Here is a 25,342-nt window from a genome sequence, read left to right as displayed (position 1 = left end):
CTGCGCTGAGCGCGGCGGCCTGAGCATTACTGTTCGGCGCGGCGCTGGCCGTCGCAGCCGCATCCGCCCCAGTGTTTCTGCTTGCTGGTTTTGCCGATGCCGGGGTTAAAGCTGTTGGTGGGATCGAGCTGCTGATAGAATTTTTTCATCTGCGGCTTCGCCTCATACAGATGACCGACGTTGTGCTCTGCCGGATATTCCGCTCCGCGCTGGTTCAGGATCGCCAGCATCGCTTCTTTCAGCGCATGCGCGTCCACGCCTTTCTTCACGATATAATCCTGATGGAACACGTGGCACATAAAGTGGCCGTAATAGAGGCGATGCACCAGCTTATCGTCAAACTCCGGCGGCAGCTTCTCAAACCACTCGCGATCGTTACGACGCAGCGCGATATCCAGCGCCAGAATATCCTCCACCTCATCGTGATGCACCGCATGATAACGCACCGCGGCGCCCGCAGCGGCGAAGCGATGCAGAAACGCTTTTGCGCCTTCTTCATCGCTGCATTCGAAATAATCGCCGCCGCCTTCGCGGAAGAAATCTTTCAGGAACTGACGCGCTTCCTCCACGCCGTCGCCGGCCATTTTCAGCATCAGATGGTGCTCATAGCGATCGCGCCAGACCTTCATCTTCTTCGGCAGGTGCGCCGGGAAGAGGGCGCTCAGCTTCTGCAGCAGCCGGTCGCTAAAATGCGCGCCGAAAATCGGCAAGCGGCTCAGCATGGCGTCAACGCGCCCTTTAATGCTGAACAGGCGCGGCATTTTATCGGTGCCCAGCTTATCGATCATGATAAAGGTATCTTTGCCGTACTTTTCGGCGATGTCATACATGTCGCGGTGCATATATTCGCCCGCCACCGGCAGATTTTTAAAATGGCCGAGAATATGACGCCGGATATCTTCCAGCGCGGCGGGATCGTTAGCGCCGATATAGAACACCTGCTGCTTTTTCTCCGCCTCGAAGGTATCCAGACGCACGGCGAACACCGCCAGTTTGCCTGCGCAGCCGGAGGCTTCATACAGGCGGCTGGCATCGGCGTTAAAACGCGACGGCGTATCGGCGTCAACATCGCGCACGCGTTCAACATAATTATGATCGGAGGCTTGGCGCGAATCGTAATGGACGTCGCTCTCCTGCCAGCTCTCGTCGTCCAGCTTGCCCAGAATCTGCTCCGGCGTGGCGCCGAGATCGATACCCAGATGGTTAACCAGCTTCAGCTGGCCCTGTTCATCCACCTGCGCGTAGAGCGACATTTCGGTGTAGGCCGGGCCGCGTTTAACCAGCGCGCCGCCGGAGTTATTGCAGACGCCGCCGAGAATCGAGGCGCCGATACAGGAAGAGCCAATCACCGAGTGCGGTTCGCGGCCCAGCGGCTTAAGTATTTTTTCCAGCTGAAAGAGCGTGCCGCCGGGAAAGGCAAGTACCTGCTTCCCTTTATCCAGCAGCTGAATACGATCCATACGCAGCGTGCTGATAATAATAATGTCGCGATCGTAATCGTTGCCGTTTGGCGTCGATCCTTCGGTCAGGCCGGTATTCGCCGCCTGCATCAGGATGATTTTATCCGCCGCTACCGCCGCTTTCAGCACGCGCCACAGCTCCAGCAGCGTGCCGGGAAAAACCACCGCCAGCGCATCGCCCTGTCCGGAGCGAAAACCTTTCCGGTAACGTTCAGTTTTACCGGGATCGGTCAGCAGATGGCTGTTGCCGACGATGCGGCGTAGATCATTAAGCAGATTTTGGCTGGCGGGATTGTGATGAGGGTGCATATCCATTGTCCTGTTATGTATGTCGATTCTACTTTAGCAGTTCAGGCAGAAAAGCGTCTGCTCTGAAAACTACCTGCTATTCTCATCCTGTGGCACACTGAAGCTATCCTGTTGCTATATCACTATAAAACTCTTCCTGCGTTTTTGTTGAGAGCCCAATCCGATGAAATGGATTTATTCCCTGAGTCTTGCGGTTTCCCTGGCGGTCCAGCCCGCCTTTGCTGAGGATCTGTCTGGCCCGCATCGCCTGACGCCTGAGGCGCGCGATGCCTTTGTCACCGATCTGTTGGCGAAAATGACGCTGGATGAAAAAATTGGTCAGCTGCGGCTGATTAGCGTCGGGCCGGATAACCCGAAAGAGGCGATCCGCGAGATGATTAAAAACGGCCAGGTGGGGGCGATTTTCAATACCGTTACCCGCCCCGACATTCGCGTGATGCAGGATCAGGTCATGCAGCTTAGCCGCCTGAAAATTCCGCTGTTTTTCGCCTATGACGTTGTGCACGGGCAGCGCACTATCTTTCCGATTCCGTTGGGGCTGGCCGCCAGCTGGGATCTCGACGCGGTAGCGCGCGTCGGGCGCATCTCGGCTTATGAAGCGGCGGATGACGGGCTGAATATGACCTGGGCGCCGATGGTGGACGTCACGCGCGAACCGCGCTGGGGGCGTGGATCGGAAGGCTTTGGCGAGGATACCTGGCTGACCGCGCAGATGGGCGCCGCGATGGTGCAGGCGATGCAGGGCAGCAGCCCGGCGGATCGCTATGCGCTGATGACCAGCGTAAAACATTTTGCGCTGTACGGCGCGGTTGAAGGCGGGCGCGACTACAACACGGTGGATATGAGTCCGCAGCGTATGTTCCAGGACTATATGCCGCCCTACAAGGCCTCGCTGGACGCCGGCAGCGGCGGGGTAATGGTTTCCCTCAACTCCATCAACGGCGTGCCGGCTACCGCTAACGGCTGGCTGCTGAAGGATCTGCTGCGCGACCAGTGGAAATTTAAGGGCATTACCATCAGCGATCACGGCGCGATTAAAGAGCTGATTAAGCACGGCGTCGCCAGCGATCCGCAGGATGCGGTGCGCGTGGCGCTGAAGGCCGGTATCGATATGAGCATGGGCGATGAATACTACAGCAAATATTTGCCTGGGCTGGTGCAGAGCGGCGTGGTCTCGCAGCAGGAGATCGACGATGCGGCGCGTCACGTGCTGAACGTGAAGTATGATATGGGATTATTTAACGATCCCTATAGCCACCTGGGGCCAAAAGGCGGCGATCCGGCGGATACCAATGCGGAAAGCCGCCTGCATCGTGAAGATGCGCGCGACGTCGCGCGTAAAAGCATGGTGCTGCTGAAAAACCGCCTGGAAACGCTGCCGCTGAAAAAAGCGGGCGCCATCGCGCTGATCGGACCGCTGGCGGATAGCCAGCGCGATATTATGGGCAGCTGGTCGGCGGCGGGCGTAGCGAAGCAGTCGGTAACCCTGCTGCAGGGGATGAAAAACGCTACCGCCGGTAAGGCGACTTTGCTGTATGCCAAAGGCGCGAACGTCACCGATCATAAAGGCATCCAGGACTTCCTTAATCAGTATGAGCCGGCGGTAACCGTTGACAGCCGTACGCCGCAGCAGATGATTGATGAGGCGGTCGCCACGGCGCGGCAGGCGGATGTGGTGGTGCTGGCGCTGGGCGAAGCGCAGGGCATGGCGCACGAGGCCTCCAGCCGTACCGATTTGACGCTGCCGGAGAGCCAGCAAAAACTGCTGGCGGCGCTGAAAGCCACCGGCAAACCGCTGGTGCTGGTGCTGATGAACGGGCGCGCGCTGGCGCTGACCCATGAATATCAGCAGGCGGATGCGATGCTGGAAAGCTGGTTTAGCGGCACCGAAGGGGGCAACGCCATCGCCGACGTGCTGTTTGGCGATTACAATCCGTCGGGCAAGCTGCCGGTTTCTTTCCCGCGCTCGGTTGGGCAGATTCCGGTTTACTACAATCATCTGCCTACCGGCCGCCCCTATAACCCGGAAAAGCCGAACAAATACACCTCGCACTACTATGATGCGGTTAACGGTCCGCTGTTCCCGTTCGGCTACGGCCTGAGCTACACCACCTTCAGCCTCTCGCCGGTAGCCCTCTCCTCAACTACCATGGCGCGCAACGGTAAACTGGAGGCGAGCGTCACGGTCACCAACAGCGGCAAGCGCGATGGCGCAACGGTGGTGCAGCTTTACCTGAACGATGAGGTAGCCAGCGTCAGCCGTCCGGTAAAAGAGCTGAAGGGCTTTAAGCGTATTATGCTGAGGGCGGGCGAATCACAGACCGTGCGTTTCCCGATTGACGTTGAGGCGCTGAAATTCTGGAATCAGCGTATGCAGCAGGTTGCGGAGCCGGGCAAGTTTAAAGTGATGATCGGGCTCGATTCGGTGAGAACGCAGGAAGCTGAATTCACTCTGCTGTAATGGCGTGAGCCAGTGAAACCGACCGGTTAACGCCGGGCGGTTTTTTTTGCTCTGGCGGCGCTTCCCGCGCTGGCGGCGCGCTACCTGCCGCCCGCCATATCAAGAAAGCTGCCGGTGACGTAAGAGGCTTCGTCCGACAGTAGCCAGGCGATCGCCTGCGCCACCTCTTCCGGCTGCCCGCCGCGCCCCATCGGCAGCTGCGCCTTAACGCGATCCACGCGTCCGGCTTCGCCGCCGTCGGCGTGCATCTCGGTATAAATAAAACCCGGCCTGACGGCGTTAACGCGGATGCCCTGCGCCGCCACTTCCCGCGACAGGCCGACGGTCAGCGTATCGATCGCGCCTTTGGAAGCCGCATAGTCAACATACTCATGGGGCGCGCCGAGGCGGGAGGCGGCGGATGAGACATTGACAATGGCGCCGCCCTGGCCGCCGTGACGCAGCGCCATGCGCTTTACCGCCTCACGCGCGCAAAGAAAGCTGCCGGTGACGTTAACGGCAAACAGCGCGGCGATGCGCGCCGCGTCCAGCTGTTCAACGGAGGCCTGCGGCTTAAGCACGGCGGCGTTATTGACCAGCCCGGTCAGCGGGCCGAGATGGCGATCGATCTGCTGAAACAGCGCCATCACCTGTTCTTCATCGGCGATATCCGCCTGCACCGCAATCGCCTTAGCGCCCGCACGGCGAATCAGCTCTACCGTTTCTGCGGCCCGATCCTGCCGACAGCGGTAGCCGATACAGAGCGTATGGCCTTTTTGCGCCAGCGTTAGCGCAGTAGCGCGCCCGATGCCGCGATCGCCGCCGGTAATCAGGGTAATTCTCTCTTTTATCGATGCCGTCAATTTATTGCATCCTGAAGGATAACAGGGAAGGGAAGTTTAAAAATAAATTTTAATTATTAAAAAACAATGTGGCTGTGTGTAATATGCGATGCTTATCACACTTAATCGGGGTAAAGCTTTTACGCAGCTAATATATAAAAAGAAACAAGCAGGTCCGTATGGGCTTTTGGGGATGAAATCCTGACCTTAATAGTTGCTATAACAACTCAGATGACAGTTTTAGTTAAGCGAATAATACTTTTTTGTCTGTCCATGCTAACAGAGAAAACGATATTTCTACTTGTATGGGATAGCCAGGTTTCTTCTGTGCGGTCTTCTGTTTCACTTTCCAGTGAAAACCGATGGTTTTTAGATACAGCCGCAGCGATGCGGGTTCGAACGCGTCATAAAACATGATGTTGCTCATTTCTCTGGCGCCGCCATCAGGCACGTTATAAATATAATGTTGAGATATTTTAGGCGTCTGCCTGATATCCTTATCGGTATATAAATAATAACTCATCCAGCTGGTTTCTTCGTATTCTTTATGCTGTGGGAATGGCACCAGTAACCATGCAAAAAAAAGCAGACAACATTTATTGACTTATAAAAACACCGCAGATCTGACGTCAGATCTTCACAGCTATAGCCGCTATCCGTGTACCAACTGAAAAACCATTGCGCCTGATAGTTTTCAAAAACTCTGGCGATTTGCATCATCATGGCAACAGCAATACTCTATATTTCATTTCGTGTACGGCATTTTTTATAACTAGCTGATTTATCTTATTTTTAAAAAGAAAGGGTTTAGCTATTTAGAAATTAAGGAAATGAGCATATAGCTGCTAAAAAATTAAAAAAACCGATCGGCACTTACCAATCGGTTTATTCAGGCGCTGTAGAAAAAGCATCAAACGGACGATAAATAATATGCGTCAGGCGGCGTGCTGATTCACCTGCTGCTCGGCCAGCATAGTAAGTTTCTCATCGGTGGCTTTCTCTTCATCCAGGGTATTCTTCAGGACAGAGACGACATTGTCGTAACCCAGGTTTTTCGCCAGCGCCATCAGCGAGCCGTAGCTGGATATCTCGTAGTGCTCGACTTTCTGAGCGGCGACAATCAGGCCCGCGTCACGTACCGGCCCCTGCTCAACTTCCTGAATAATCTCCTCGCCCTCCTTGATCAGCCCCTCCATCGCTACGCAAGTAACGTTCTGCAACTCGACGCCGTCAAGCGCCTGGATCACCTGATCGAGCCGCTCAATATGGCCTTTCGTCTCTTCCAGGTGCTGCGTAAAGCCCTCGATAAGTTTTTCTGCGGTGGCGGCCTGCGCCATTTTCGGCAGCGCCCTGGTTAACTGAACTTCAGCACTGTAAACATCGCTTAAGGTATGAACAAACAGATCGTTTAGCGATTGTATAGTCATAATGCCTCTCTCCCTCTAATGGTGTATCGGTGTGCTGCATTAGCTCTCAAAGCCTGGTAGAGACGGGGCGCTCAGGCAACTATTCAGCGTTTCGCTTTTAACCGGCTGAAAAATAAGGCTTTATCATTAATTACTATCAGCAGGGGAAATAAAAAGATTTATAAACAAGCAGTTATATAAAACGTCAGGCTGCGTAAAAGAGTGTGAAATCTTATTGCCGAGCGCAGCGGCGGCAGGAAAAAGCGTTGGTTTAAGCCGCTGCCTGGCTAAAAACGGTGAAAGGCGGTTTTTACCTTATTTACCCTAAGATAAAGGGCGTGGGTGACAAATATTTTGCCGCCCGCGCCGTCGCGCCTGCGGAGGTGTAAATGCGGCAATAAGCGTGACTTTGAGACTTTTACCCTTGCTGCGGCGTGGCGAGAAAAGGGATCCTACCCTATTCTCGGGGAAAATGGATTCCTCTACGTTGCGTTGAGGCACTATGACAAATTCGCAGTTGATTGCTGAGGTCACCAACCAGCAACAGACGTTAACCGCCATCATCGAACAGACCGAGCGGGCCGCCTACTTCTATATCTGGCCCACCGAACCCTTTCGCTCGCGCTTCGCGGTACGCGGCTGCTGGCTGCGTAATCTGTTGCCTGCGCCGTTGCAGGAAGATCGCGCAGCGATAGAGCAGGGCATCGCGCCGCTGCTCAGCGCCGACTGCTGCCGCACGCTGGAAGCGGAGCCGGCGCTCGATCCCGCCGGACTGCAAATTATCTGGGAACCGACCGACGATGGCGCGGCGGTCTGGTATCAGGGCCAGCTGCTGGCGGTTATTCCCGGCTGGAGCCTCTATCAGAATAAACAGGTCAGCTTTTCCGCCGGCTGCATTAAAGAGAACCGGCTGACCGCGCCGCTCGGCTCCGCCTCTACCAATCTGTATTACGCCAGAGCGCTGACGCATCGGCAGTTCTGGCGCGACTGGCATGACGGCCATCTCTGGCAGCCGGTGGAGCATGATTTATTGCAGTGCTACGAGGCGCACTACGGGCCATCGGTTAAATATTACGGCATCGATCAGGGACGCTGGCCGCCGATGGCGCTTTCACAGCATTATCATCAGGGCGTCTGGTATTTCTTCACCCTCGGCATGTGTATTCGTCCCATGCCGTGGGTCGATTTCCTCTATGAGGATCTGGCGCCGCAGTACCGGCGTACCGAACTGGCGATGGCGATCGATGCGGAAGTGATGACGGAAGATAACGCTATCCGCATGGCCAGCGCGCTGGCGAACTATGCGCACTATCCCTGGAGCAGCCTTAACTGGCTGGGAGAAGGGCATATCCTCAGCTCCTCAGTGGCCCCGGTTGGCTTTGAAGGATTTCTGCTCTCCGCCACGCTCGGCGGCGAAAGCGGCCAGTTTACGCTGCCGAAGCGCGAAGGCGAGCGGGTAAATCTGCTGTGGGCCACGCCGGTTACTGCCGCGGAGCAGGCATTCGCCCAGCAGGATGATGCCGGAGGAATGCAGCTGGTTACGCGCCTGCTGCAGTACGGCGCCAGCCATATTTTCCGTCCGCGTCAGCAGGTGGTTGAACAGCAAGAATAAGCGGCGACGCCGGGCGACATTTTTAAAAAATTTGATCGCGATCGCCTCAAGGAACGTTCCCACACGCCGTTAACATCAGCAGGGCAATCAGGCCCTTTCGGTTAAGGGTGTGGACATGTTAAAAACAACGCAGGCCCGCTTTACGTTAACCCTGGTAGCGTTTTTCCTGCTGCTGATGGCGGTTACCGTGGTGGTTATCAATCTTTTTGTTGCCCCGCAGTTAAAAACGAATGAAGAACGTCTGGTGCGCTATGAGGTGGATGCGCTGGCGGCGCGCATCGTCGAGCAGATGAACCGCGTGCAGGCACAGCAGCGCACTATTACCGAGGCGGTCAGCGTTATGGACAGCGCGGCGATCGATAGCCTGCTGCCTGCGCTGGTGAACCAGTATCAGGACAACAACGTTTTTGGCGGCGGCATCTGGCCGTTGCCCGGCATGCGCGCGGCGGACCGGGAAAGGTTCAGCACCTTCTTCGCCCGCGATGCCAGCGACCGTCTGCAGCTCAATACCTTCTGGAACTCGCCGGAAGCGGATAAATATTATGAGCAGCCGTGGTACAAAGCGGGGCTGGCCGCCGGGAAGGGCGCCTGCGCCTGGGCCAACGCCTATCAGGATGCCGCCAGTCCGCAGCCGCGCACCAACTGCGCGATGGCGATCTACCGTAACGGCGCCGTATGGGGCGTTTCCACTATCGATGTGACGCTGGGCTTCTTTAACCATCTGGCAAAAGAGATGGGCGAAGTTATCCACGGGCGCGTACTGATCGTTGAGGCGGACGGTAAAGTCGTGGGGAATGCGGCGCTGGTGAACGATACGCCGAAGCTGCAAAACCTGAGCGAGCTTGGCCTGCCGCTCTCCGCGCCGCTGCAGGCGCTGCTGAGCAAGGCCGGACAGCAGCCGGTAACAAGCCAGTATCAGGATGAAAACGGCGATCGCACGCTGTTTGTACAGCCGATTGCCGGCAGCCCCTGGTATCTGGCGAGCGACGTGCCGACCGCCCTGCTGACGCAGCAGACCCACTCTATGCTTTCACGTCTCGGCGTAGTGCAGATCCCGCTGGCCATCGCGCTGCTGCTGGTGCTGTTGGGTTTTGTCCGCAGCATGATGAAGCGTCTGAGCCTGCTGAATAACAATATTCTGGCGCTCTCTACCGGCGGCGCCGATCTGACGCAGCGTTTGCCCGCCAGCAACAGCCCGGAATTTAACGCCGTCGCGCAGAGCTTTAACCAGTTTATCGCCTATCTGCAGGGGCTGATGCGCCAGGTGGGCGACAGCGCGCTGGCGATAACCTCCGCCTCGCGTCAGATTGCCAGCGGCAACCTCGATCTCTCCGCCCGTACCGAAGAGCAGTCCAGCTCAATCGTTGAAACGGCGGCCTCGATGGAACAGCTGACCGGCACCGTGCGCCAGAATGCCGATAACGCCACGCACGCCAGCCAGCTGGCGGATAACGCCGCGCAGGTGGCGGCGCGCGGCACCGAAGTGGTGCGCCACGTCGTCGCCACCATGGGCGATATCGACGCCTCGTCGCGCAAAGTGGTGGATATTATTAGCGTGATCGACAGCATCGCCTTCCAGACTAATATCCTGGCGCTGAACGCGGCGGTGGAGGCGGCGCGCGCCGGCGAGCAGGGACGCGGTTTCGCCGTAGTCGCCAGCGAGGTGCGCAATCTTGCCCAACGCTCCGCCAACTCGGCGCGTGAAATTAAAAAGCTGATTGAAACCTCGGTAGCCAGCATCGATGCCGGCAGTCGGCTGGTGGGCGAGGCGGGCGATACCATGGATGAGCTGATGCAGGGCGTAGCCAGCGTCACCACGCTGATGGGAGAGATTATGTCCGCCAGCCGCGAACAGAGCATGGGCATCGATCAGGTCAACGTGGCGATTAACCAGCTCGACAGCACCACGCAGCAGAACGCCGCGCTGGTGCAGCAGGTCTCGGCCGCCGCCCAGGCGATGGAGGAGCAGAGCGTGCAGCTGGAGCAGGTAGTGAAGGCGTTCAAACTGTAAAAAAGCCTGCGGGCGTTCCGTTAATTTACGGGACGCCGCGCAGAGCATGCTTTTTTCGCCCGGTTTGTGATAAAGACAACCACTTTTTTCGACAGGCGCGGCGGCGGATATGCCACAATGGCTAAGATAAGTCTGAAGGAGCCTGCATGTCAGCTATTGAAGTTATCCTTGTCGATCACCTCGATCGCCCTACCGGCAAAATGGAAAAGCTGGAAGTTCATCAAAAGGGGTTGCTGCACCGGGCGGTAACGGTCTACGTTTTCAACCGCCGGCATGAGCTGCTGCTGCAGCGGCGCGCCAGCGGGAAATATCACTGCGGCGGCCTGTGGAGCAATACCTGCTGCGGCCATCCCTTTCCTCAGGAATCGACGCGCGTGGCGGCAGAGCGGCGGCTGTACGAGGAGATGGGGCTGCGCCTCCCTCTGACGCCGATGTTTGAGCTGAGCTACAACCTGTCGTTGAGCAACGGCCTGACAGAGCATGAATATGGGCACGTTTTCTTCGCCATGAGCGACTGTCAGCCGCAGCTTAATCCTGACGAAGCCGATGCCAGCCGCTGGCTCTCGCTGGCCGCGATTGAGCAGGAGATAATGCGCGCCCCCTCCCGTTTTACCCCGTGGTTTTTACATACCTTCGCGCGCATCCCCGCGCAGCTGGCGCGCTTTACGCAAGGCGCCGTCGCCCCGGAAAGCGTTGCAGCTGCCTGCAACCGCTAGCCGTCGCCGCGCCGTCAGCGGAATAGCGCGCTTTATTACTGTCACCTGCTTAAGCCGCTGATTAAGCAGGCCTGCCGCTGAGCTGGCTGCCGCCCGTGTTTTTCCCGGCGCGGCAACCCGCAGAAAAAAGGTGTTTTTCCAACATGCACGGCGAATTGCGCTACGCTTTGACAAAACCCTACATAAAAGGAAAAAAGCTATGGCTTTCGCTACTGCGCGTCGCGGCTTACTGACGCTGGCCGCGCTGTTCGTGCTGGCAGGAGAGGCGTATGCCGCCGATGCGGTGCGCGTGGGATCCAAAATCGATACCGAAGGCTCGCTGCTGGGCAATATTATCCTGCAGGTGCTGGAAAAACATGGCGTGCCGACGGTGAATAAGATTCAGCTCGGCAATACTCAGGTGGTGCGCGGCGCTATCGTTGCCGGCGAGCTGGATATCTATCCCGAATATACCGGCAACGGCGCCTTCTTCTTCAGTCAGGCGGGCGATGCCGCCTGGAAAAATGCCCAGGCGGGTTATGAAAAGGTAAAAAAAGAGGATGCTGAGAAAAATCAGCTGGTGTGGCTGACGCCCGCGCCGGCCAACAATACCTGGACTATTGCGGTGCGCGGCGATCTGGCGCAAAAAGCGCAGTTGACCTCGCTGGCCGATCTCAGCCGCTATTTGAAGCAGGGCGGCGCCTTTAAGCTGGCCGCCTCCGCTGAGTTTATTGAGCGGGCCGATGCGCTGCCCGCGTTTGAAAAAGCCTACGGCTTCAGGCTGGAGCAGGATCAGCTGCTGTCGCTGGCGGGCGGCGACACCGCGGTAACTATCAAAGCGGCGGCGCAGCAAACCTACGGGGTCAATGCCGCCATGGCCTACGGCACCGACGGCCCGGTTGCCGCGCTGGGGCTGCAAACGCTGAGCGATCCGCAGGGCGTGCAGCCTATTTATGCGCCGGCGCCGGTAATTCGCGCGGCGACGCTAAAGCAACATCCTGATATCGCCGCCTGGCTACAGCCGGTGTTTGCGGCGCTGGATGAAAAGACGCTGCAGGCGCTGAACGCCAGGATTGCCGTGGAGGGCCAGGATGCGAAAAAAGTTGCTGCCGACTGGCTGCAACAGAAGAAACTGCTGTAGCGGGTACGCCTGATAATCTCATCTGGCTGATGGAGTGATTTTGCGATTCGCCCTGTATAACCGCGTCCTGCTGCTGTTGACGCTGCTGCTGACGGCGGCGCTGTTTGCGCTGCCGTTCGCCAGCTTTGCGCCTAACCGTCTGGTTTCCGGCCAGCCGGTGATGCTGACGCAGCTGCTGCACGGCGCGGGCTGGCTGATTTTAGTCATCCTGCCTCTGCTGCTCCTGCTGGCCTGGCAGCCGCTGAAACGCCCCACCTTAATCCTGACGCTGTTGCTTTGCGAACTGCTGCTAACGCTGCTGGTGGCGCTGGGCGGCCATGCCGCGCAGACGCTGGCGCAGCAGGGCAGCGCGCTGGCGCGTACCGGTTTCGGCAGCGGTCTGTGGGCCGCCTGCGCCCTCTGCCTGCTGATAGCGGCGGACAGCGTGACGCGCCTGACGCGCAGCGCCTCGCTGCGGCTGTTGCTGAATGCCCAGCTGTGGCTGCCGCTGATTCTGCTGCTGCTCGGCGGGCAGCTCGATCAGCTGTCGCTGCTGAAAGAGTATGCCAACCGTCAGGATGTGTTCGATCAGGCGCTGACGCGGCATTTGCTGCTGCTGATCGCCACGCTGATCCCGGCGCTGGCGCTGGGCGTACCGCTGGGCATCCTCTGCTATCGTCGCCCGCGCTGGCAGGCCGCGGTTTTTTCCGTATTGAATATTATCCAGACCGTGCCGTCGGTTGCGCTGTTCGGCCTGCTGATCGCGCCGCTGGCCGGATTGGCCGGGCTTTTTCCCTGGCTGGCGCGGCTGGGGGTGAGCGGCATCGGCCTGGCGCCTGCGCTGATCGCTTTGGTGCTCTATGCGCTGCTGCCGCTGGTTCGTAGCGTGGTGGCGGGCCTGCAGCAGGTGCCTGCGGGCGTCAGGGAAACCGCCAGCGGCATGGGCATGTCGCGCGCCCAGCGTTTCTGGCTGGTCGAGGTGCCGCTGGCGCTGCCGGTGCTGCTCAGCGGCCTGCGCGTGGTGACCATCCAGACGGTCGGCATGGCGGTGATTGCCGCGCTGATTGGCGCGGGCGGCTTCGGCGCCATTATCTTTCAGGGGCTGTTAAGCAGCGCGCTGGAGCTGGCGCTGCTCGGCGTTATCCCGGTAGTCGCGCTGGCGGTGCTGGTGGACGTTCTGTTTAACCTCCTTATCTCCCTGCTGGAGAAGCGCAACCTATGATCCAGTTTAATCAGGTCAGTAAATTTTTCGCCGACAAGGCGGCGGTGGATGAAATTAATCTGCATATTGCCGAAGGCGCCTTTACCGTGCTGATCGGCACTTCAGGTTCCGGCAAGTCAACCACCCTGAAAATGATTAACCGGCTGATCGAACATGATGCGGGTTCCATTCAGTTTGCCGGTAAAGAGATTCGCAGCTTTGACGCGCAGGCGCTGCGGCGGCGCATGGGCTACGCCATTCAGTCGATCGGGCTGTTTCCGCACTGGACGGTGGAAAAGAATATCGCCACCGTGCCGGGGCTGTTGAAATGGCCGTCGGCGCGCAGGCGGGCGCGGGTAAGCGAGCTGCTGGCGCTGCTCAACCTTGATGATGAGCTGCGCCATCGCTATCCGCATCAGCTTTCCGGCGGACAGCAGCAGCGCGTCGGGGTGGCGCGCGCGCTGGCCGCCGATCCCGAAGTGTTGCTGATGGATGAGCCGTTCGGCGCGCTCGATCCGGTTACCCGCGGCACGCTACAGCAGGAGATGATCCGTATTCACCGCCTGCTGGGACGCACTATCGTATTGGTTACGCACGATATCGATGAGGCGTTAACGCTGGCCGATAATATCGTGCTGATGGATAACGGACGCATCGTGCAGCAGGGCAAACCGCTGGAGCTGCTGGCGCGTCCGGCGAATGAGTTCGTACGCGATTTTTTCGGGCGCGGCGAGCTGGGCGTGCGCCTGCTGGCGCTGGGTCAGGCTGGCGCGGCGGCGCGGCGCGGCGAGTGGCTGGAAGAGAGCGCGCCGATTAGCGCCGATACCTCGCTGCGTGAGGCGCTGTCGCTGTTTATTACCCGTCAGACCGATAAGCTGCCGGTTGCCGATACGCAGGGGGCGCCGTTGGGCGTGCTGCACTTCGACGATTTGCTGCGCCAGCGGGAGGGGGCATGAGGAAGCGGCTATGCGATCCGCTGCCGTGGCTGATCGCGCTGTTTGTCCTGCTGCTGCTGGCGATGCCGTACAGCGGCCCGCTGTTTGCCGCCTGGTTCCCGCAGCTGGATCGTCCGGTCTATCAGCAGGAGAGTTTTTTACGGCTGGCGCTGGCGCATATTACGCTGGTGGCGGCTTCCAGCTTCGGCGCGACGCTGATCGGCATCGGCGCGGGCGTCGCAGTAACGCGTCGCGCCGGAGGTGAGTTTCGCCCGCTGGTGGAGACGCTGGCCGCCGCCGGGCAAACCTTCCCGCCGGTGGCGGTGTTGGCGCTAGCGGTGCCGGTGATCGGCTTTGGCGAGCGGCCCGCGGCGATTGCGCTGCTGCTGTATGGCATTCTGCCGATTCTGCAGGGAACGCTGGCGGGGCTGGAATCGGTGCCGGAAAGCGCGCGCGAGGTGGCGCGCGGCGTTGGTATGAGCGGCTGGCAGCGGCTGACACGCGTCGAACTGCCGCTGGCGGCGCCGGTGATCCTCGCGGGGATTCGCACCTCGACCATTATCAATATCGGCACCGCGGCGATCGCCTCGACGGTGGGCGCCAAAAGCCTGGGATCGCCGGTAATTATCGGCCTGAGCGGGTTTAATACGGCGTATGTGATTCAGGGGGCGGTGCTGGTGGCGCTACTGGCGCTGGTGGTGGATCGCCTGTTTGAGCGCCTGCAGCGCTGGCTTAGCGGGAATGTAAAATAATGGTGTAGCCGACCAGCATCAGCCCGCCGGTACCGCCGACCGCCATGATGAAAAAAAGCGTGCCGACCAGGAATTTTTGCCAGTTCATTCTATTACCTGCGAAGATAAAACATGAGAACGGATCATAGCGCGATCCGCCCTCGGCGACCAGGTAATTTACGCCCCTTTAACGCGCATTTAACTCTGGCCGTGCAGGGCAAGCGAGAAGCCCTGCTCTTGCCAGTGGGCAAACTGCTCCATCTGGCGTCGGGTCAGCTTTTTGCCGGTCCAGACAAAAATCTGCTGGCCGGGAAACAGTTCAGGACGCGGATTTTCCAGCGGTTCCGCCAGCACATCCATCCGCCATCCCGCCTGCGAAAGCCGCCACGCCTCCAGCCAGATGCGGGTGCGATCTTCCACGCCCCAGCCAATAATCAACGCATCTTTACCCGCTTTTTTGCGCGCGCTGGTCAGGCAGAAGGCGACATAATCAATCAGCGCGCCGTCAAGCAGGCTGCACATCGCCTTCGCGGTATTTTGGTCCATCCCCAGACGCTGCCGCACCGGAACAAATACGTGATCGATAAGCGCATCAACGGGGTGTTCGCGGCCAAGCGCGGCGATCTTGGTGCGCAGCCGGGCAGGGCGTACATAGCGCAGCACGCTCATTACCTCTTCCTGCAACGTCATCCAGCCGTCATGAGCGTTGACGCTATCGCCTTCCAGCAGCGCCTTAACTTTGCCTACCGGTACGCCGCTTTCGATCCAGCGCTTGATCTCTTCAATACGCTGGATATCTTCATCGTCAAACTGTCGGTGCCCGCCTTCGGTACGCTGTGGCTTCAGCAGCCCATAGCGACGCTGCCATGCGCGTAACGTTACCGGGTTGATACCACAGCGTTCGGCGACATCACCGATGCTGTATAGGGTCATGCACTTCCTCTACTTGTCAGGGATACGGGAATTTCTGCTTTAACCTTAGCGGAGGCGCGGCAAGTTGTACATTCTTTTTTAGATTGTACAACTTGATCGCTCCCGCAAAACTGCGCATTCTCGTGTCACTACGCTTACCGGCAGCGGCGTATCCTGGCCGGCAAAGGCGGGCTTTTTTACTGAGAGAGAGCGATGATCGAGTATCAGTTACTGAATGGGCAGCAGGCGCGCGGCGAACTGGAAGCGCTGACCGATCTGCTGCAGGAATGCGTAACGGACGGCGCCAGCGTAGGCTTTACCGATCCGACGGATCGCCTGCTGATGCGCAATTACTGGCTGGACAGTTGTGCCAGCCTCGATCGCGGTGAGCGGCTGCTGCTGGTGGCGCGTCAGCGGCGAAACGTGGTGGCGACGGTAACCATTATCTGGAACGGCATGCCCAATGGCCGCCATCGCGCTGAAATCGGCAAGCTGCTGGTGCATCCCGCTGCGCGTCGCCAGGGGATTGCGCGCCAGCTGATGCAGCGGGCGGAGCAGTATGTCAAACAGGCGGGGCGCAGCCTGATGGTGCTGGATACCCGCAGCGGCGATATCGCCAGCCTGCTCTATCTTTCGCTGGGCTGGGAAATTGCCGGCGCGATTCCTTATTATGCGCAGTCGCCGGCAGGGGCGATGGACGCCACTACCGTTATGTATAAGCGGCTGGCGTAGTTTGCGCGTTCCGTGCCTGCCGGTTACGGAAGCTATCTTCCAGATTCGCCGATAAGCGGCTGACGCCGACGCGATACTGTGTAAAAATACAGGTCATCAAGGCAGGAAGAGAGCAAGATGGCACTAACCGCAGCGTTAAAAGCGCAGATAGGCGAATGGTATAAAGCGCTGCAGCAGCAGGTTCCCGATTTTATTCCGCGCGCGCCGCAGCGGCAGATGATTGCCGAAGTGGCGAAAACCCTGACCGGCGAAGAAGGGCGTCACCTGGCGATTGAAGCACCTACCGGCGTGGGCAAAACCCTTTCCTATCTTATTCCCGGCATCGCCGTTGGGCGGGCGGAAGAGAAGCCGCTAATCGTCAGCACGGCCAACGTGGCGTTGCAGGATCAGATCTACAGCAAGGATCTGCCGCTGCTGAAAAAAATCATTCCCGAACTGAAATTTACCGCCGCCTTCGGGCGCGGGCGCTATGTCTGTCCGCGCAACCTGAACGCGCTGGCGACCGACAGCGAACAGCAGGGCGATCTGCTGCTGTTCCTTGATGAGGATATGGTCGCCAGCAAAGAAGAGCGGACGCAGTGCGTCAGGCTGGAAAAAGCGCTAAACCGCTATCAGTGGGACGGCCTGCGCGATCACAGCGAAGAGACGATTGGCGATTCGCTCTGGCAACGGCTCAGCACCGATAAGGCGAACTGCCTCGGACGCAACTGCCACTGGTATCGCGAGTGCCCCTTTTTCGTCGCCCGCCGCGAAATCGAACAGGCGGACGTGGTGGTGGCGAACCATGCGCTGGTGATGGCGGCGCTGGAGAGCGAATCGGTGCTGCCGCCGGCTAAACAGCTGCTGCTGGTGCTGGATGAGGGCCACCATCTGCCGGAGGTGGCGCGCGACGCGCTGGAAACCAGCGCCGATATTTCGCCCGCTTTTAACCAGCTGCAGCTGGATCTCTTTGTACGGCTGGTGGAAACCTGCCTGACGCATTTTCGGCCAAAATCGCCGCCGCCGCTGGCGAATATCGAGAGGCTGAAAAGCTGCTGCGATGAGTGGCGCGAGCAGCTTGCCAGCCTGGTACGCATTCTGGCGCTCTGGCTGCCGCCGGAGCCGCAGGAAGGGGAATTTCGCTTTGAAATGGGGCAGCTGCCGGAAGAGATGATGGCGCTGTGCGCCCGGCTCTGTAAGCTGAGCGACGGGCTGCGCGGGCTGGCGGAAGCGCTGCTGAACGATCTTAGCGAAAAAACCGGCCAGTATGACGTGGTGCGCCTGCATCGAACCTTATTACAGATGAACCGCGCCTTCGGCTGGTTTGAAAACATCAGCAAGCTGTGGCGGCTGGCGTCGATGGAGCACGCTTCCGGCGCGCCGGTGTCGAAGTGGGTCAGCCGCGAGCTGCGCGAAGGGCAGCCGCACCTCTTTTTCCACTGCGCCGGTATTCGCGTCAGCGAGCAGCTGGAAAAGCTGCTGTGGCGCAAAGTGCCGCACGTGGTGCTGACCTCGGCCACGCTGCAGTCGCTGAACAGCTTTAACCGCCTGCAGGAGCTTTCCGGCCTGAGCGAAAAGGCAGGCGATCGCTTTGTGGCGCTCGGTTCGCCCTTTAACCACGTAGAGCAGGGACGGCTGGTTATCCCGCAGATGCGCTATGAGCCGCTGATGGCGAACGAGGCGCAGCATATCGCCGAGATGGCGCACTTTTTTCGCCATCAGGTTGAAGCGGGCGAGCATAAAGGAATGCTGGTGCTGTTCGCCAGCAACCGCGCCATGCAGCAGTTTATCTCGCACCTTAGCGATCTGCGGCTGATGCTGCTGGTGCAGGGCGATCAGCCGCGCTACCGGCTGGTGGAGCTGCACCGCCGGCGGGTCGCGCAGGGCGAGACCAGCGTACTGGTGGGGCTGCAGTCGTTTGCCGAAGGGCTGGATCTGAAAGGCGAGCTGCTGACGCAGGTGCATATTCATAAAATTGCTTTTCCGCCGGTGGACAGTCCGGTAATTTTGACCGAAGGCGAGTGGCTGAAAAGCCTGAAGCGTTACCCGTTTGAGGTGCAGAGCCTGCCGAGCGCCTCCTTTACCCTGATCCAGCAGGTAGGGCGCTTAATTCGCAGCCACCAGTGTAGCGGTGAAATCGTGATTTACGATCGGCGCCTGCTGACTAAAGCCTATGGCGCACGGCTGTTAAAAGCGCTGCCGGTTTTTCCCATCGCGCAGCCGCCAGTGCCTGACGGCCCGATAAAGCAGCCAGCCAGCGTCAAAACAACCCCGGCGAGCCGACGACGAAAAAAGGAAAAGCGTTAAATGTTGCAGTACAGCCAACTGATTAAAGAAGTGGGGCGCGGCAAAAACCACGCCCGCGATCTCGATGAAGAGAGCGCTTATCAACTCTATCGCGCCATGCTGAACGATGAGGTGCCGGAGCTGGAGCTGGGCGCGCTGCTGGTGGCGATGCGTATCAAGGGCGAAGGCGAGGCGGAGCTGGCGGGCTTTTACCGCGCCCTGCAACAGCGCGTGCAGCGGTTGAAGCCGCCCGCAGGCCAGCCGCTGCCGATAGTGATCCCCAGCTATAACGGCGCGCGTCGCCAGGGCAACCTGACGCCGCTGCTGGCGCTGCTGCTCTCGCGCCTCGGTTTTCCGGTGGTGGTGCACGGCGTCAGTGAAGATGCCACGCGCGTTACCAGCGAGGCGGTGTTTCGGGCGCTGGGCATCGCGCCCGCTGCCGATATCGCGCAGGCGCAGGCGAGGCTGGACGGCGGCGAGCCGGTCTTTATCAGCATCGATACGCTCTGTTCGCCGCTGGCGAAACAGCTGGCGCTGCGCTGGCGGCTGGGAGTGCGCAACAGCGCCCATACGCTGGCGAAGCTGATCACGCCGTTTGACGAAACGGCGGCGCTGCGTCTCGCCAGCGTCTCGCACCCGGAATATATTCCGCGCGTCGGTAAATTTTTCAGCGCCTGCGGCGGCATTGCGCTGTTGCTCAACGGCACGGAAGGGGAAGTTTACGCTAACCCTGCGCGCTGTCCGGCGATTAACTGGATTAACGGCGCCGGGGCCGAGCCGCAGGAGCTGCTGGCGCGTCAGCCAGAGCAGCGCTGCCAGCTGCCGCAGGATAAGGATGCGGCAATCACCGCCGCCTGGATTCAGCAGGTAGTGGCTAAGGCGCGTCCGGTGCCGCAGGCGCTGCGGCTGCAAATCGCCTGCTGCTACGTCGCCAGCGGGCGCAGCGCAACGCTGGAAGCGGCGCTGGCGCAGCTGGATGCCGCAGGCTATCCGGCGCCGGCTGAAACCGGCGAATAAAGCGTTTCAGTCGACGGTTGACGGCAAAGGTAAACGCGCGCCGTAGCTGGCGCCCGTTAGCGCGATAGCAGGCCGCCGCGCGCGGCAAGCGGCGCCGGGGTAGGGTAATCATTATCAGCGCCGGGGCGCGGCAAGCGGCGCCGGGGTAGGGTAATCATTATCAGCGCCGGGGCGCGGCAAGCGGCGCCGGGGTAGGGTAATCATTGCCAGCATCGGGGCGCGGCAAGCGGCGGCGATCGGCCTCAGCGAGCGGGCTGCGTGCCGCCGACGCTGTCGTTCAGCGGCAGCCGCGTTTCCACCAGCCGCCGCCAGAAGGCGACGCCGTGCTCAATCAGCGCATCGTTAAAATCGTAGTGCGCGTTGTGCAGCGGGCGGGAAGGAGTGGCGCCATCGGCGCCCAGCCAGAAATAGGCGCCGGGGCAGGCTTCCAGCATACAGGCGAAATCCTCTGAGGCCATCGAAGGATTCACCTGCCAGCGCACCTGCTCTGCGCCGAACTGCGCGCTGGCGACTGTACGCAGCAGCGCGGCGGCGTCGGCGTTATTGCGCGTGACCGGATAGCCGGGATACCAGCGAATAGCGCCCTCTACGCCCAGCGGTTGCGGCAGCGTGCGGGCAAAATCGGCTACCAGCGCGCGCACCTTCTCTCTGACCTCGCTTTGCAGGCAGCGCACCGTGCCGCGCAGGGTAACCTGTTCCGGTATCACATTGATCGCTTCGCCGCCGTGGATCTGCGTCACGCTGACTACCGAAGAGGCAAGCGGCGAGAGCCGCCGCGCCGGAATCGTTTGCAGCGCCACGATTAGCTGAGCCGCCGCCACGACCGGATCGGCGCCGCTTTCCGGCATCGCCGCGTGGCAGCTTTTGCCGCTCAGGGTAATTTCAAAGGAATCGAGCGAGGCCATCATCGCGTCGCTGTTGATCGCCGCTTCGCCTGCAGGTAAACCGGGCCAGTTATGCAGCGCGTAGACCGCCTCCATCGGGAAACGCTGAAACAATCCCTCCTCCACCATACGACGCGCGCCGCCGAGGTTCTCCTCCGCCGGCTGAAAAATAAAATGTACCGTGCCGCTGAAGCGGCGCGTCTGCGCCAGCCATTTGGCGCTGGCCAGCAGCATGGCGGTATGACCATCATGGCCGCAGGCGTGCATCACGCCGGGACGCTGCGAGCGCCAGGCGCTGTCGCCCAGCTCGGCGATCGGCAGCGCATCCATATCGGCCCGCAGGCCGATGGTTGCGCCCGGCCCGGTTTCCAGCGTGCCGATAACGCCGGTGCCCGCCAGGCCGGTAGCCACCTGTAGCCCAAAGCTGCGCAGCTGTTCGGCGACAAAGCGGGCGGTCGCCTGTTCTTCGTAGCCCAGCTCCGGGTTGGCATGCAGCTGGCGGCGCCACTGAATGGCCTCTGCAATTAACGCTGCGGGTACTTTCATCGCGATCCTCCCTTCAGGCCATGCAGCATGGCATAGCGGGTTATCCTCAGGTTTTTTTACGGGCGTCGGGGCGAATCAGATCGAAACGCTGCGCCTCGCTGATGCCGTACCAGGCGCTGGGGCCGCCGGCGCGCAGCACCGGCTGCGCTTTGCTGGTTTGATAAATACCCTCTTCCAGCAGATCGGTATCGATATGCACCGCTACCACCTCGCCGAGAATCAGCCAGCCGTCCAGCGCGGCGCCGTCAGCGTTATGCAACTGCAGATGCTGCGTCAGGCGGCATTCAAAATTAACCGGGCTTTCCGCCACCATCGGCGCCTGCACCAGGCTGCCCGGCAGCGGCGTCAGCCCGGTCAGGGTAAATTCATCAGCGCCGTGCGGCACCGAGGCGGAGCTTTCATTGGCCGCTTCCGCCAGCGAGCGGGTCACCAGGTTCCAGACAAACTCGCCGGTTTGCAGGATATTGCGCACGCTGTCTTTCTTGCCCTGGCTGGAGAAGCCGATAATCGGCGGCTGATAGTTAAAGCAGTTAAAAAAGCTGTAGGGCGCCAGGTTACGCTCGCCCGCCGCGCTTTGCGAACTAATCCAGCCGATAGGGCGGGGAGCGATAATGGCGTTCAGCGGATCGTGCGGCAGGCCGTGACCGGCACGCGGTTGATAGGTGTAGCGTTGACGAGACATAGCGATCCTTACCGTGGGTTAATCTTTTCATCTTAGCCTGTTCAGCGTGAAAAAATGCGCGGCAATTGTTTACGCTTTTTTCCGTAGCGGGTATCTTACGCGGCGTTACCAGAGAGAGAACCTGATGAAACAGCCCGCCACCAAGAGTCAACTGCATCCCCGTAATCGTCATCGTCAGCGCTACGATTTTCCCGCGCTGATCGCCGCCCATCCTGCGCTGCAGGCGTTTATCGTTACCACGCCGCGTGGCGAAAGCTCGATCGATTTTGCCGATCCGCAGGCGGTAAAAACCCTGAATCAGGCGCTGCTGAAACACTTTTATCAGATCGAGCGCTGGGATATCCCGGACGGCTTTCTCTGCCCGCCGGTGCCGGGACGTGCCGATTATCTGCACTGGCTGGCCGATTTGCTGGCGGAAGATTGTCAGCAGCAGGTGCCGCGCGATATTAACCTGCTGGATATCGGCTGCGGCGCCAACTGCATCTATCCGCTGATCGGCTATCGCGAATATGGCTGGCGCTTTACCGGCTCCGAGGTTAACGCCCAGGCGATGAAGGCGGCGGGCGCGATTCTGGATGCTAATCCGTCGCTGCGCCGCGGTATCCGCCTGCGTCGCCAGCCGCAAAGCCGGCATATTTTCCACGGTATCATCCACAAGAATGAGTTTTACCACGCCACCATCTGTAATCCGCCGTTCCACGCCTCCAGCGAACAGGCGGCTGAGGGCAGCGCCCGCAAGGCGCGAAATTTAGGCCTGGCGAAAGATGCGCCGCTCAATTTCGGCGGACAGCAGGGTGAGCTGTGGTGCGAAGGCGGCGAGCTGGCCTTTATCGGTCAGACTATTGCGGAAAGCGTGGACTATGCGCGTCAGGTTATTTGGTTCACCTCGCTGGTATCGCGCCGCGAACATTTGCCCGCGCTGCGTCAGGCGCTGGCCGATGCCGGCGCGCGCGAGGTGCGTATCGTTGATATGGCGCAGGGGCAGAAGCAGAGCCGTTTTATCGCCTGGACCTTTATGGAGAGCGCGGCGCGGGCGCGCCTGATGAAGCCGCGCGCCTGAGGATAACCCGCCAACCGCCGGTCAGCGACGGCGCCGGGATTTGTAAAGCCGCGCGCCTGAGACTTATTTCGGCGCCGGCAGGCTTTTTATCGTCGCGGCGTCCGCTTCTGCCGCGTCGTGCTGCATCAGCTGCACCGTCTGGCGCGGCGCCTGAATGCCCGCCGCATCAAAGTGCTTCTTCACCAGCTCATCCAGCGCAAAACGTACCGTCCACTGCTTCAGCGGCTGGGTGGTAATGGAGACGCGCACGGTAAAGGCGCGCTCGCTCAGCCCCACCAGCCCGGCAAAGCTCGGTTCGCCGATAATCAGCGGGCGAATATCTTCGCGCGTCATTAGCTCTTCTACCGCAGCCCGCAGCGCGGCGTTGGCGCGATCGCTGTTTTCCCGGCGATCGACATCATAATTAGCAACAAAAGAGCCGATGCCGCGCACAAAGTTGGCGAAGGTGGTTATCGATGACCAGGGAATAATGTGATAGGCGCCGGTATCCTGGCGCACGCCGACCGAGCGGATCGACATACGCTCCACCGTGCCGGTCAGCGGCCCGATAGTCACCAGATCGCCGGTATTCATGCCGTTCTCGAACTGAATAAAGATGCCGGTAATAATATCTTTCACCAGCGTCTGCGAACCGAAAGATATCGCCAGCCCCAGCGCGCCCGCGCCCGCCAGCAGCGGCGCGATATTGACGCCGATTTCCGACAGCACGATCATAATGGTAATGGTGCTGATCACTACCGCCAGCGCGTTACGGAACAGCGTCAGCAGCGTGCGCGTGCGGGCGCTGGGCATCGGGCGGCCGTGCAGATCGGAAGAAAGGCGGCTTTCAATCAGGCTGGCCAGCAGCGTCCAGCCTACCGCTGAGAACAGCAGGATAATAAACACGCGGATCAGCACGTCCACTAACTTTTCGCCGGCGCCGGCGGTGAGCCAGTACCAGAGATCGAACAGATTCCAGGCGTTCAGCAACAGCAGCACGACGGCAAATACGGTAAGGATACGCGCCGCCTTCAGCATAAAAGAGAGCCAGCCGTTAATGCGTTTTTGCAGCTCCGGCCATGCACGGCGCGTCTCCGGCGAAAGGGTGATCGTCTTGCTGATCCAGCGCGTCAGCATGCCGGAAACCAGCGCGCCAAGGCCGATAATCACCAGGCTGCGTACCGTAGCCGACATCATGAACTTCAGGCTGTCGCCAGGGTTAAAGATCGAAAAGAAAAACAGCACGATAAAATAGGCGCTGGCCACCCAGTGCCAGATAAAAGCGAAGGCGCGGATAAACAGCGAAAAGAACGAGAGCGAGCGCTCGGAAAGGCTAATCAGCTCGCGCTGGATATTGCGTCGGTTGTGGAAAATCAGCCACAGCGCCCAGCCGGTCATCAGGCCCATAATCACTACGTTAATCAGCGCGCCCACCTGCACGTTGACCTGATTGGAAACGATCGGCACTACCACCAGCAGGCCGTAACCAATCAGGCCGCTCAGCCAGCTCAAACGGGTATGCCAGTAGCGCGCGCGCAGGTCGCTCACCGGAAAGGGGCGCAGTTCCGGATAGCGCGGGCAGAAAATCAGCCGCAGCACCGCCTTAAAAAATTCAATCAGCGCGAAGGCGTTGAGAAACAGTCCCTGCTGCCAGGCGATAGTGCGGCTGCCGGCATTGAGATTATCGCTAAGGATCTGGCCGACAAACAGCGCCAGCGCCAGCAGCAGCAGATCGATAGCAAAGGCGCCGACAATGGTCAGCGGCAGATGCAGCCAGCTGCCGGGGAGGCCGCTCTTTTTTCGTCCCCACAGGCCCATGCGCCGGTAAAGCGGCGAAACCAGCGTGCGGATCAGCCAGTAGAAGGCGAACAGCGCGACGGCGAGCATCAGGAAATGGTTAAGCGCGTTGAAAAAGGTCTGTTGATTAAAAGCCTTATGCGGGGCAGAGGCGATATTGCGGTAAAGGTGAATAAAGCTGCCGGCGAACCGGCCGCCATACTGGCGCGTCACCTCGGTAACGCTCTGCAGGATGGTTTTTTCTTCCTCTTCCTGCGCGACAGGCGGCGTCAGCTCTGGCGCGACGGCGTTGCTGGGGCTGGCGGCGGCGTTACGCAGTTGTTCAATCAGCTCTTCGCGTGATTGATCGTTTTCCAGAATGGTCGCCAGCGCGCTCCAGGCTGCTCTTTTTTCTTCCGGCGTCGGTTCATGCTGGGGCGCAGGGGCGCCAGATTTCTGGGCCTGCTGGCTGGCAACGGCGGCGGGCATCGATAGCGCCTGCGCCGTTGGTATCAGGCTAAACCACAGTAATAACAGGATTCCCTTGCGCAGGCGTAACCACGCGGCGTTCATTCCCAACATCTTTTTCCTCAGGGCGACAGCTACGGCGACATTGCCAGCAAAGTATAGACGCTGATTATTTGACGCTATGCTGAATTGCGGCGGCGCAGGAGGAGCGGGAAAAGAAGATAAAACGGCCCGCGGTATAAACGGCGCGGGCCTGTCG

General features: G+C 59.8%; 20 protein-coding genes. 12 read left to right on the top strand and 8 right to left on the bottom strand.

The genetic code is table 11. The annotated features are described in order from the left end of the window. Window positions 1-26: 26 nt before the first annotated feature. Window positions 27-1,769, bottom strand: a complete 1,743-nt coding sequence (gene dld / locus FKM52_RS02830; protein ID WP_141174664.1) for a D-lactate dehydrogenase — start codon at window positions 1,767-1,769, stop codon at window positions 27-29. A gap of 163 nt (window positions 1,770-1,932) precedes the next feature. On the opposite strand from dld, the gene bglX reads away from it, so the two are divergent. After that, window positions 1,933-4,230, top strand: coding sequence for a beta-glucosidase BglX (gene bglX / locus FKM52_RS02825; RefSeq protein ID WP_141174663.1), 2,298 nt, complete (start codon window positions 1,933-1,935; stop codon window positions 4,228-4,230). An 80-nt stretch (window positions 4,231-4,310) separates the two neighbouring features. Here the strand turns inward: bglX and FKM52_RS02820 are convergent, their stop codons facing one another. The 3 genes from FKM52_RS02820 to FKM52_RS02810 all read right to left on the bottom strand — a co-directional run bounded on the left by FKM52_RS02820 (window position 4,311) and on the right by FKM52_RS02810 (window position 6,478). Continuing rightward, window positions 4,311-5,060, bottom strand: a complete 750-nt coding sequence (locus FKM52_RS02820; protein ID WP_141174713.1) for an SDR family oxidoreductase — start codon at window positions 5,058-5,060, stop codon at window positions 4,311-4,313. 235 nt (window positions 5,061-5,295) lie between these two features. After that, complete coding sequence (locus FKM52_RS02815; protein WP_141174662.1) at window positions 5,296-5,574, bottom strand: hypothetical protein; 279 nt, start codon at window positions 5,572-5,574, stop codon at window positions 5,296-5,298. 412 nt (window positions 5,575-5,986) lie between these two features. After that, window positions 5,987-6,478 (bottom strand): YciE/YciF ferroxidase family protein, encoded by a 492-nt coding sequence (locus tag FKM52_RS02810; protein ID WP_141174661.1) that lies wholly within the window; start codon window positions 6,476-6,478, stop codon window positions 5,987-5,989. A gap of 481 nt (window positions 6,479-6,959) precedes the next feature. Here FKM52_RS02810 and FKM52_RS02805 point away from each other — a divergent pair, with 481 nt between their 5' ends. From FKM52_RS02805 to FKM52_RS02775, 7 genes are all read left to right on the top strand, one after another. Next, a complete protein-coding gene (locus tag FKM52_RS02805) occupies window positions 6,960-8,069 on the top strand; it encodes a suppressor of fused domain protein (RefSeq protein ID WP_141174660.1) in 1,110 nt (369 codons plus the stop codon). Window positions 8,070-8,184: 115 nt separating this feature from the next. Beyond that, on the top strand, window positions 8,185-10,080 hold the full coding sequence (locus tag FKM52_RS02800; protein ID WP_141174659.1) for a methyl-accepting chemotaxis protein: 1,896 nt from the start codon (window positions 8,185-8,187) through the stop codon (window positions 10,078-10,080). Between the two features lie 146 nt (window positions 10,081-10,226). Then, window positions 10,227-10,796, top strand: coding sequence for an isopentenyl-diphosphate Delta-isomerase (idi, locus tag FKM52_RS02795; protein ID WP_141174658.1), 570 nt, complete (start codon window positions 10,227-10,229; stop codon window positions 10,794-10,796). Window positions 10,797-10,995: 199 nt separating this feature from the next. Continuing rightward, complete coding sequence (gene osmF / locus FKM52_RS02790) at window positions 10,996-11,916, top strand: glycine betaine ABC transporter substrate-binding protein OsmF (protein ID WP_141174657.1); 921 nt, start codon at window positions 10,996-10,998, stop codon at window positions 11,914-11,916. 40 nt (window positions 11,917-11,956) lie between these two features. Beyond that, window positions 11,957-13,117 (top strand): ABC transporter permease, encoded by a 1,161-nt coding sequence (locus FKM52_RS02785; RefSeq protein WP_141174656.1) that lies wholly within the window; start codon window positions 11,957-11,959, stop codon window positions 13,115-13,117. After that, complete coding sequence (locus FKM52_RS02780; RefSeq protein ID WP_141174655.1) at window positions 13,114-14,052, top strand: ABC transporter ATP-binding protein; 939 nt, start codon at window positions 13,114-13,116, stop codon at window positions 14,050-14,052. Before FKM52_RS02785 ends, FKM52_RS02780 begins: the two co-directional genes overlap by 4 nt. Beyond that, window positions 14,049-14,783 (top strand): ABC transporter permease, encoded by a 735-nt coding sequence (locus tag FKM52_RS02775; protein ID WP_141174654.1) that lies wholly within the window; start codon window positions 14,049-14,051, stop codon window positions 14,781-14,783. The genes FKM52_RS02780 and FKM52_RS02775 overlap by 4 nt, the downstream gene beginning before the upstream one ends. Window positions 14,784-14,960: 177 nt before the next feature. Here FKM52_RS02775 and FKM52_RS02770 read toward each other — a convergent pair whose 3' ends face one another. Further along, window positions 14,961-15,695: a MerR family transcriptional regulator gene (locus tag FKM52_RS02770; protein ID WP_141174653.1), complete on the bottom strand. Its 735-nt coding sequence runs from the start codon at window positions 15,693-15,695 to the stop codon at window positions 14,961-14,963. 192 nt (window positions 15,696-15,887) lie between these two features. Between FKM52_RS02770 and FKM52_RS02765 the strand changes: the two genes are divergently transcribed. The 3 genes from FKM52_RS02765 to ybiB all read left to right on the top strand — a co-directional run bounded on the left by FKM52_RS02765 (window position 15,888) and on the right by ybiB (window position 19,688). Then, on the top strand, window positions 15,888-16,406 hold the full coding sequence (locus FKM52_RS02765) for a GNAT family N-acetyltransferase (protein ID WP_141174652.1): 519 nt from the start codon (window positions 15,888-15,890) through the stop codon (window positions 16,404-16,406). 117 nt (window positions 16,407-16,523) lie between these two features. Continuing rightward, entirely contained in the window at window positions 16,524-18,692 is a 2,169-nt protein-coding gene (gene dinG, locus FKM52_RS02760) for an ATP-dependent DNA helicase DinG (RefSeq protein WP_141174651.1), read from the top strand. 3 nt (window positions 18,693-18,695) lie between these two features. Continuing rightward, a complete protein-coding gene (ybiB, locus tag FKM52_RS02755) occupies window positions 18,696-19,688 on the top strand; it encodes a DNA-binding protein YbiB (protein ID WP_141174712.1) in 993 nt (330 codons plus the stop codon). A gap of 242 nt (window positions 19,689-19,930) precedes the next feature. Here the strand turns inward: ybiB and FKM52_RS02750 are convergent, their stop codons facing one another. Then, window positions 19,931-21,118 carry a M20 aminoacylase family protein gene (locus tag FKM52_RS02750; protein ID WP_141174650.1) on the bottom strand — a complete coding sequence of 396 codons (1,188 nt, stop codon included), beginning with the start codon at window positions 21,116-21,118 and terminating at the stop codon, window positions 19,931-19,933. A 46-nt stretch (window positions 21,119-21,164) separates the two neighbouring features. After that, window positions 21,165-21,800, bottom strand: coding sequence for a flavin reductase family protein (locus FKM52_RS02745; RefSeq protein ID WP_141174649.1), 636 nt, complete (start codon window positions 21,798-21,800; stop codon window positions 21,165-21,167). A 124-nt stretch (window positions 21,801-21,924) separates the two neighbouring features. Here FKM52_RS02745 and rlmF point away from each other — a divergent pair, with 124 nt between their 5' ends. Next, on the top strand, window positions 21,925-22,860 hold the full coding sequence (rlmF, locus tag FKM52_RS02740) for a 23S rRNA (adenine(1618)-N(6))-methyltransferase RlmF (RefSeq protein ID WP_141174648.1): 936 nt from the start codon (window positions 21,925-21,927) through the stop codon (window positions 22,858-22,860). A gap of 63 nt (window positions 22,861-22,923) precedes the next feature. Here the strand turns inward: rlmF and ybiO are convergent, their stop codons facing one another. After that, the gene (ybiO, locus tag FKM52_RS02735; RefSeq protein WP_141174647.1) at window positions 22,924-25,197 is read right to left on the bottom strand and encodes a mechanosensitive channel protein; all 2,274 of its coding nucleotides are present in this window, start codon (window positions 25,195-25,197) and stop codon (window positions 22,924-22,926) included. Window positions 25,198-25,342 lie beyond the last annotated feature (145 nt).

Source organism: Mixta tenebrionis (assembly GCF_006517625.1).
GTDB classification, from domain to species: domain Bacteria; phylum Pseudomonadota; class Gammaproteobacteria; order Enterobacterales; family Enterobacteriaceae; genus Mixta; species Mixta tenebrionis.
This window is presented reverse-complemented; position numbering and strand designations above follow the sequence as displayed.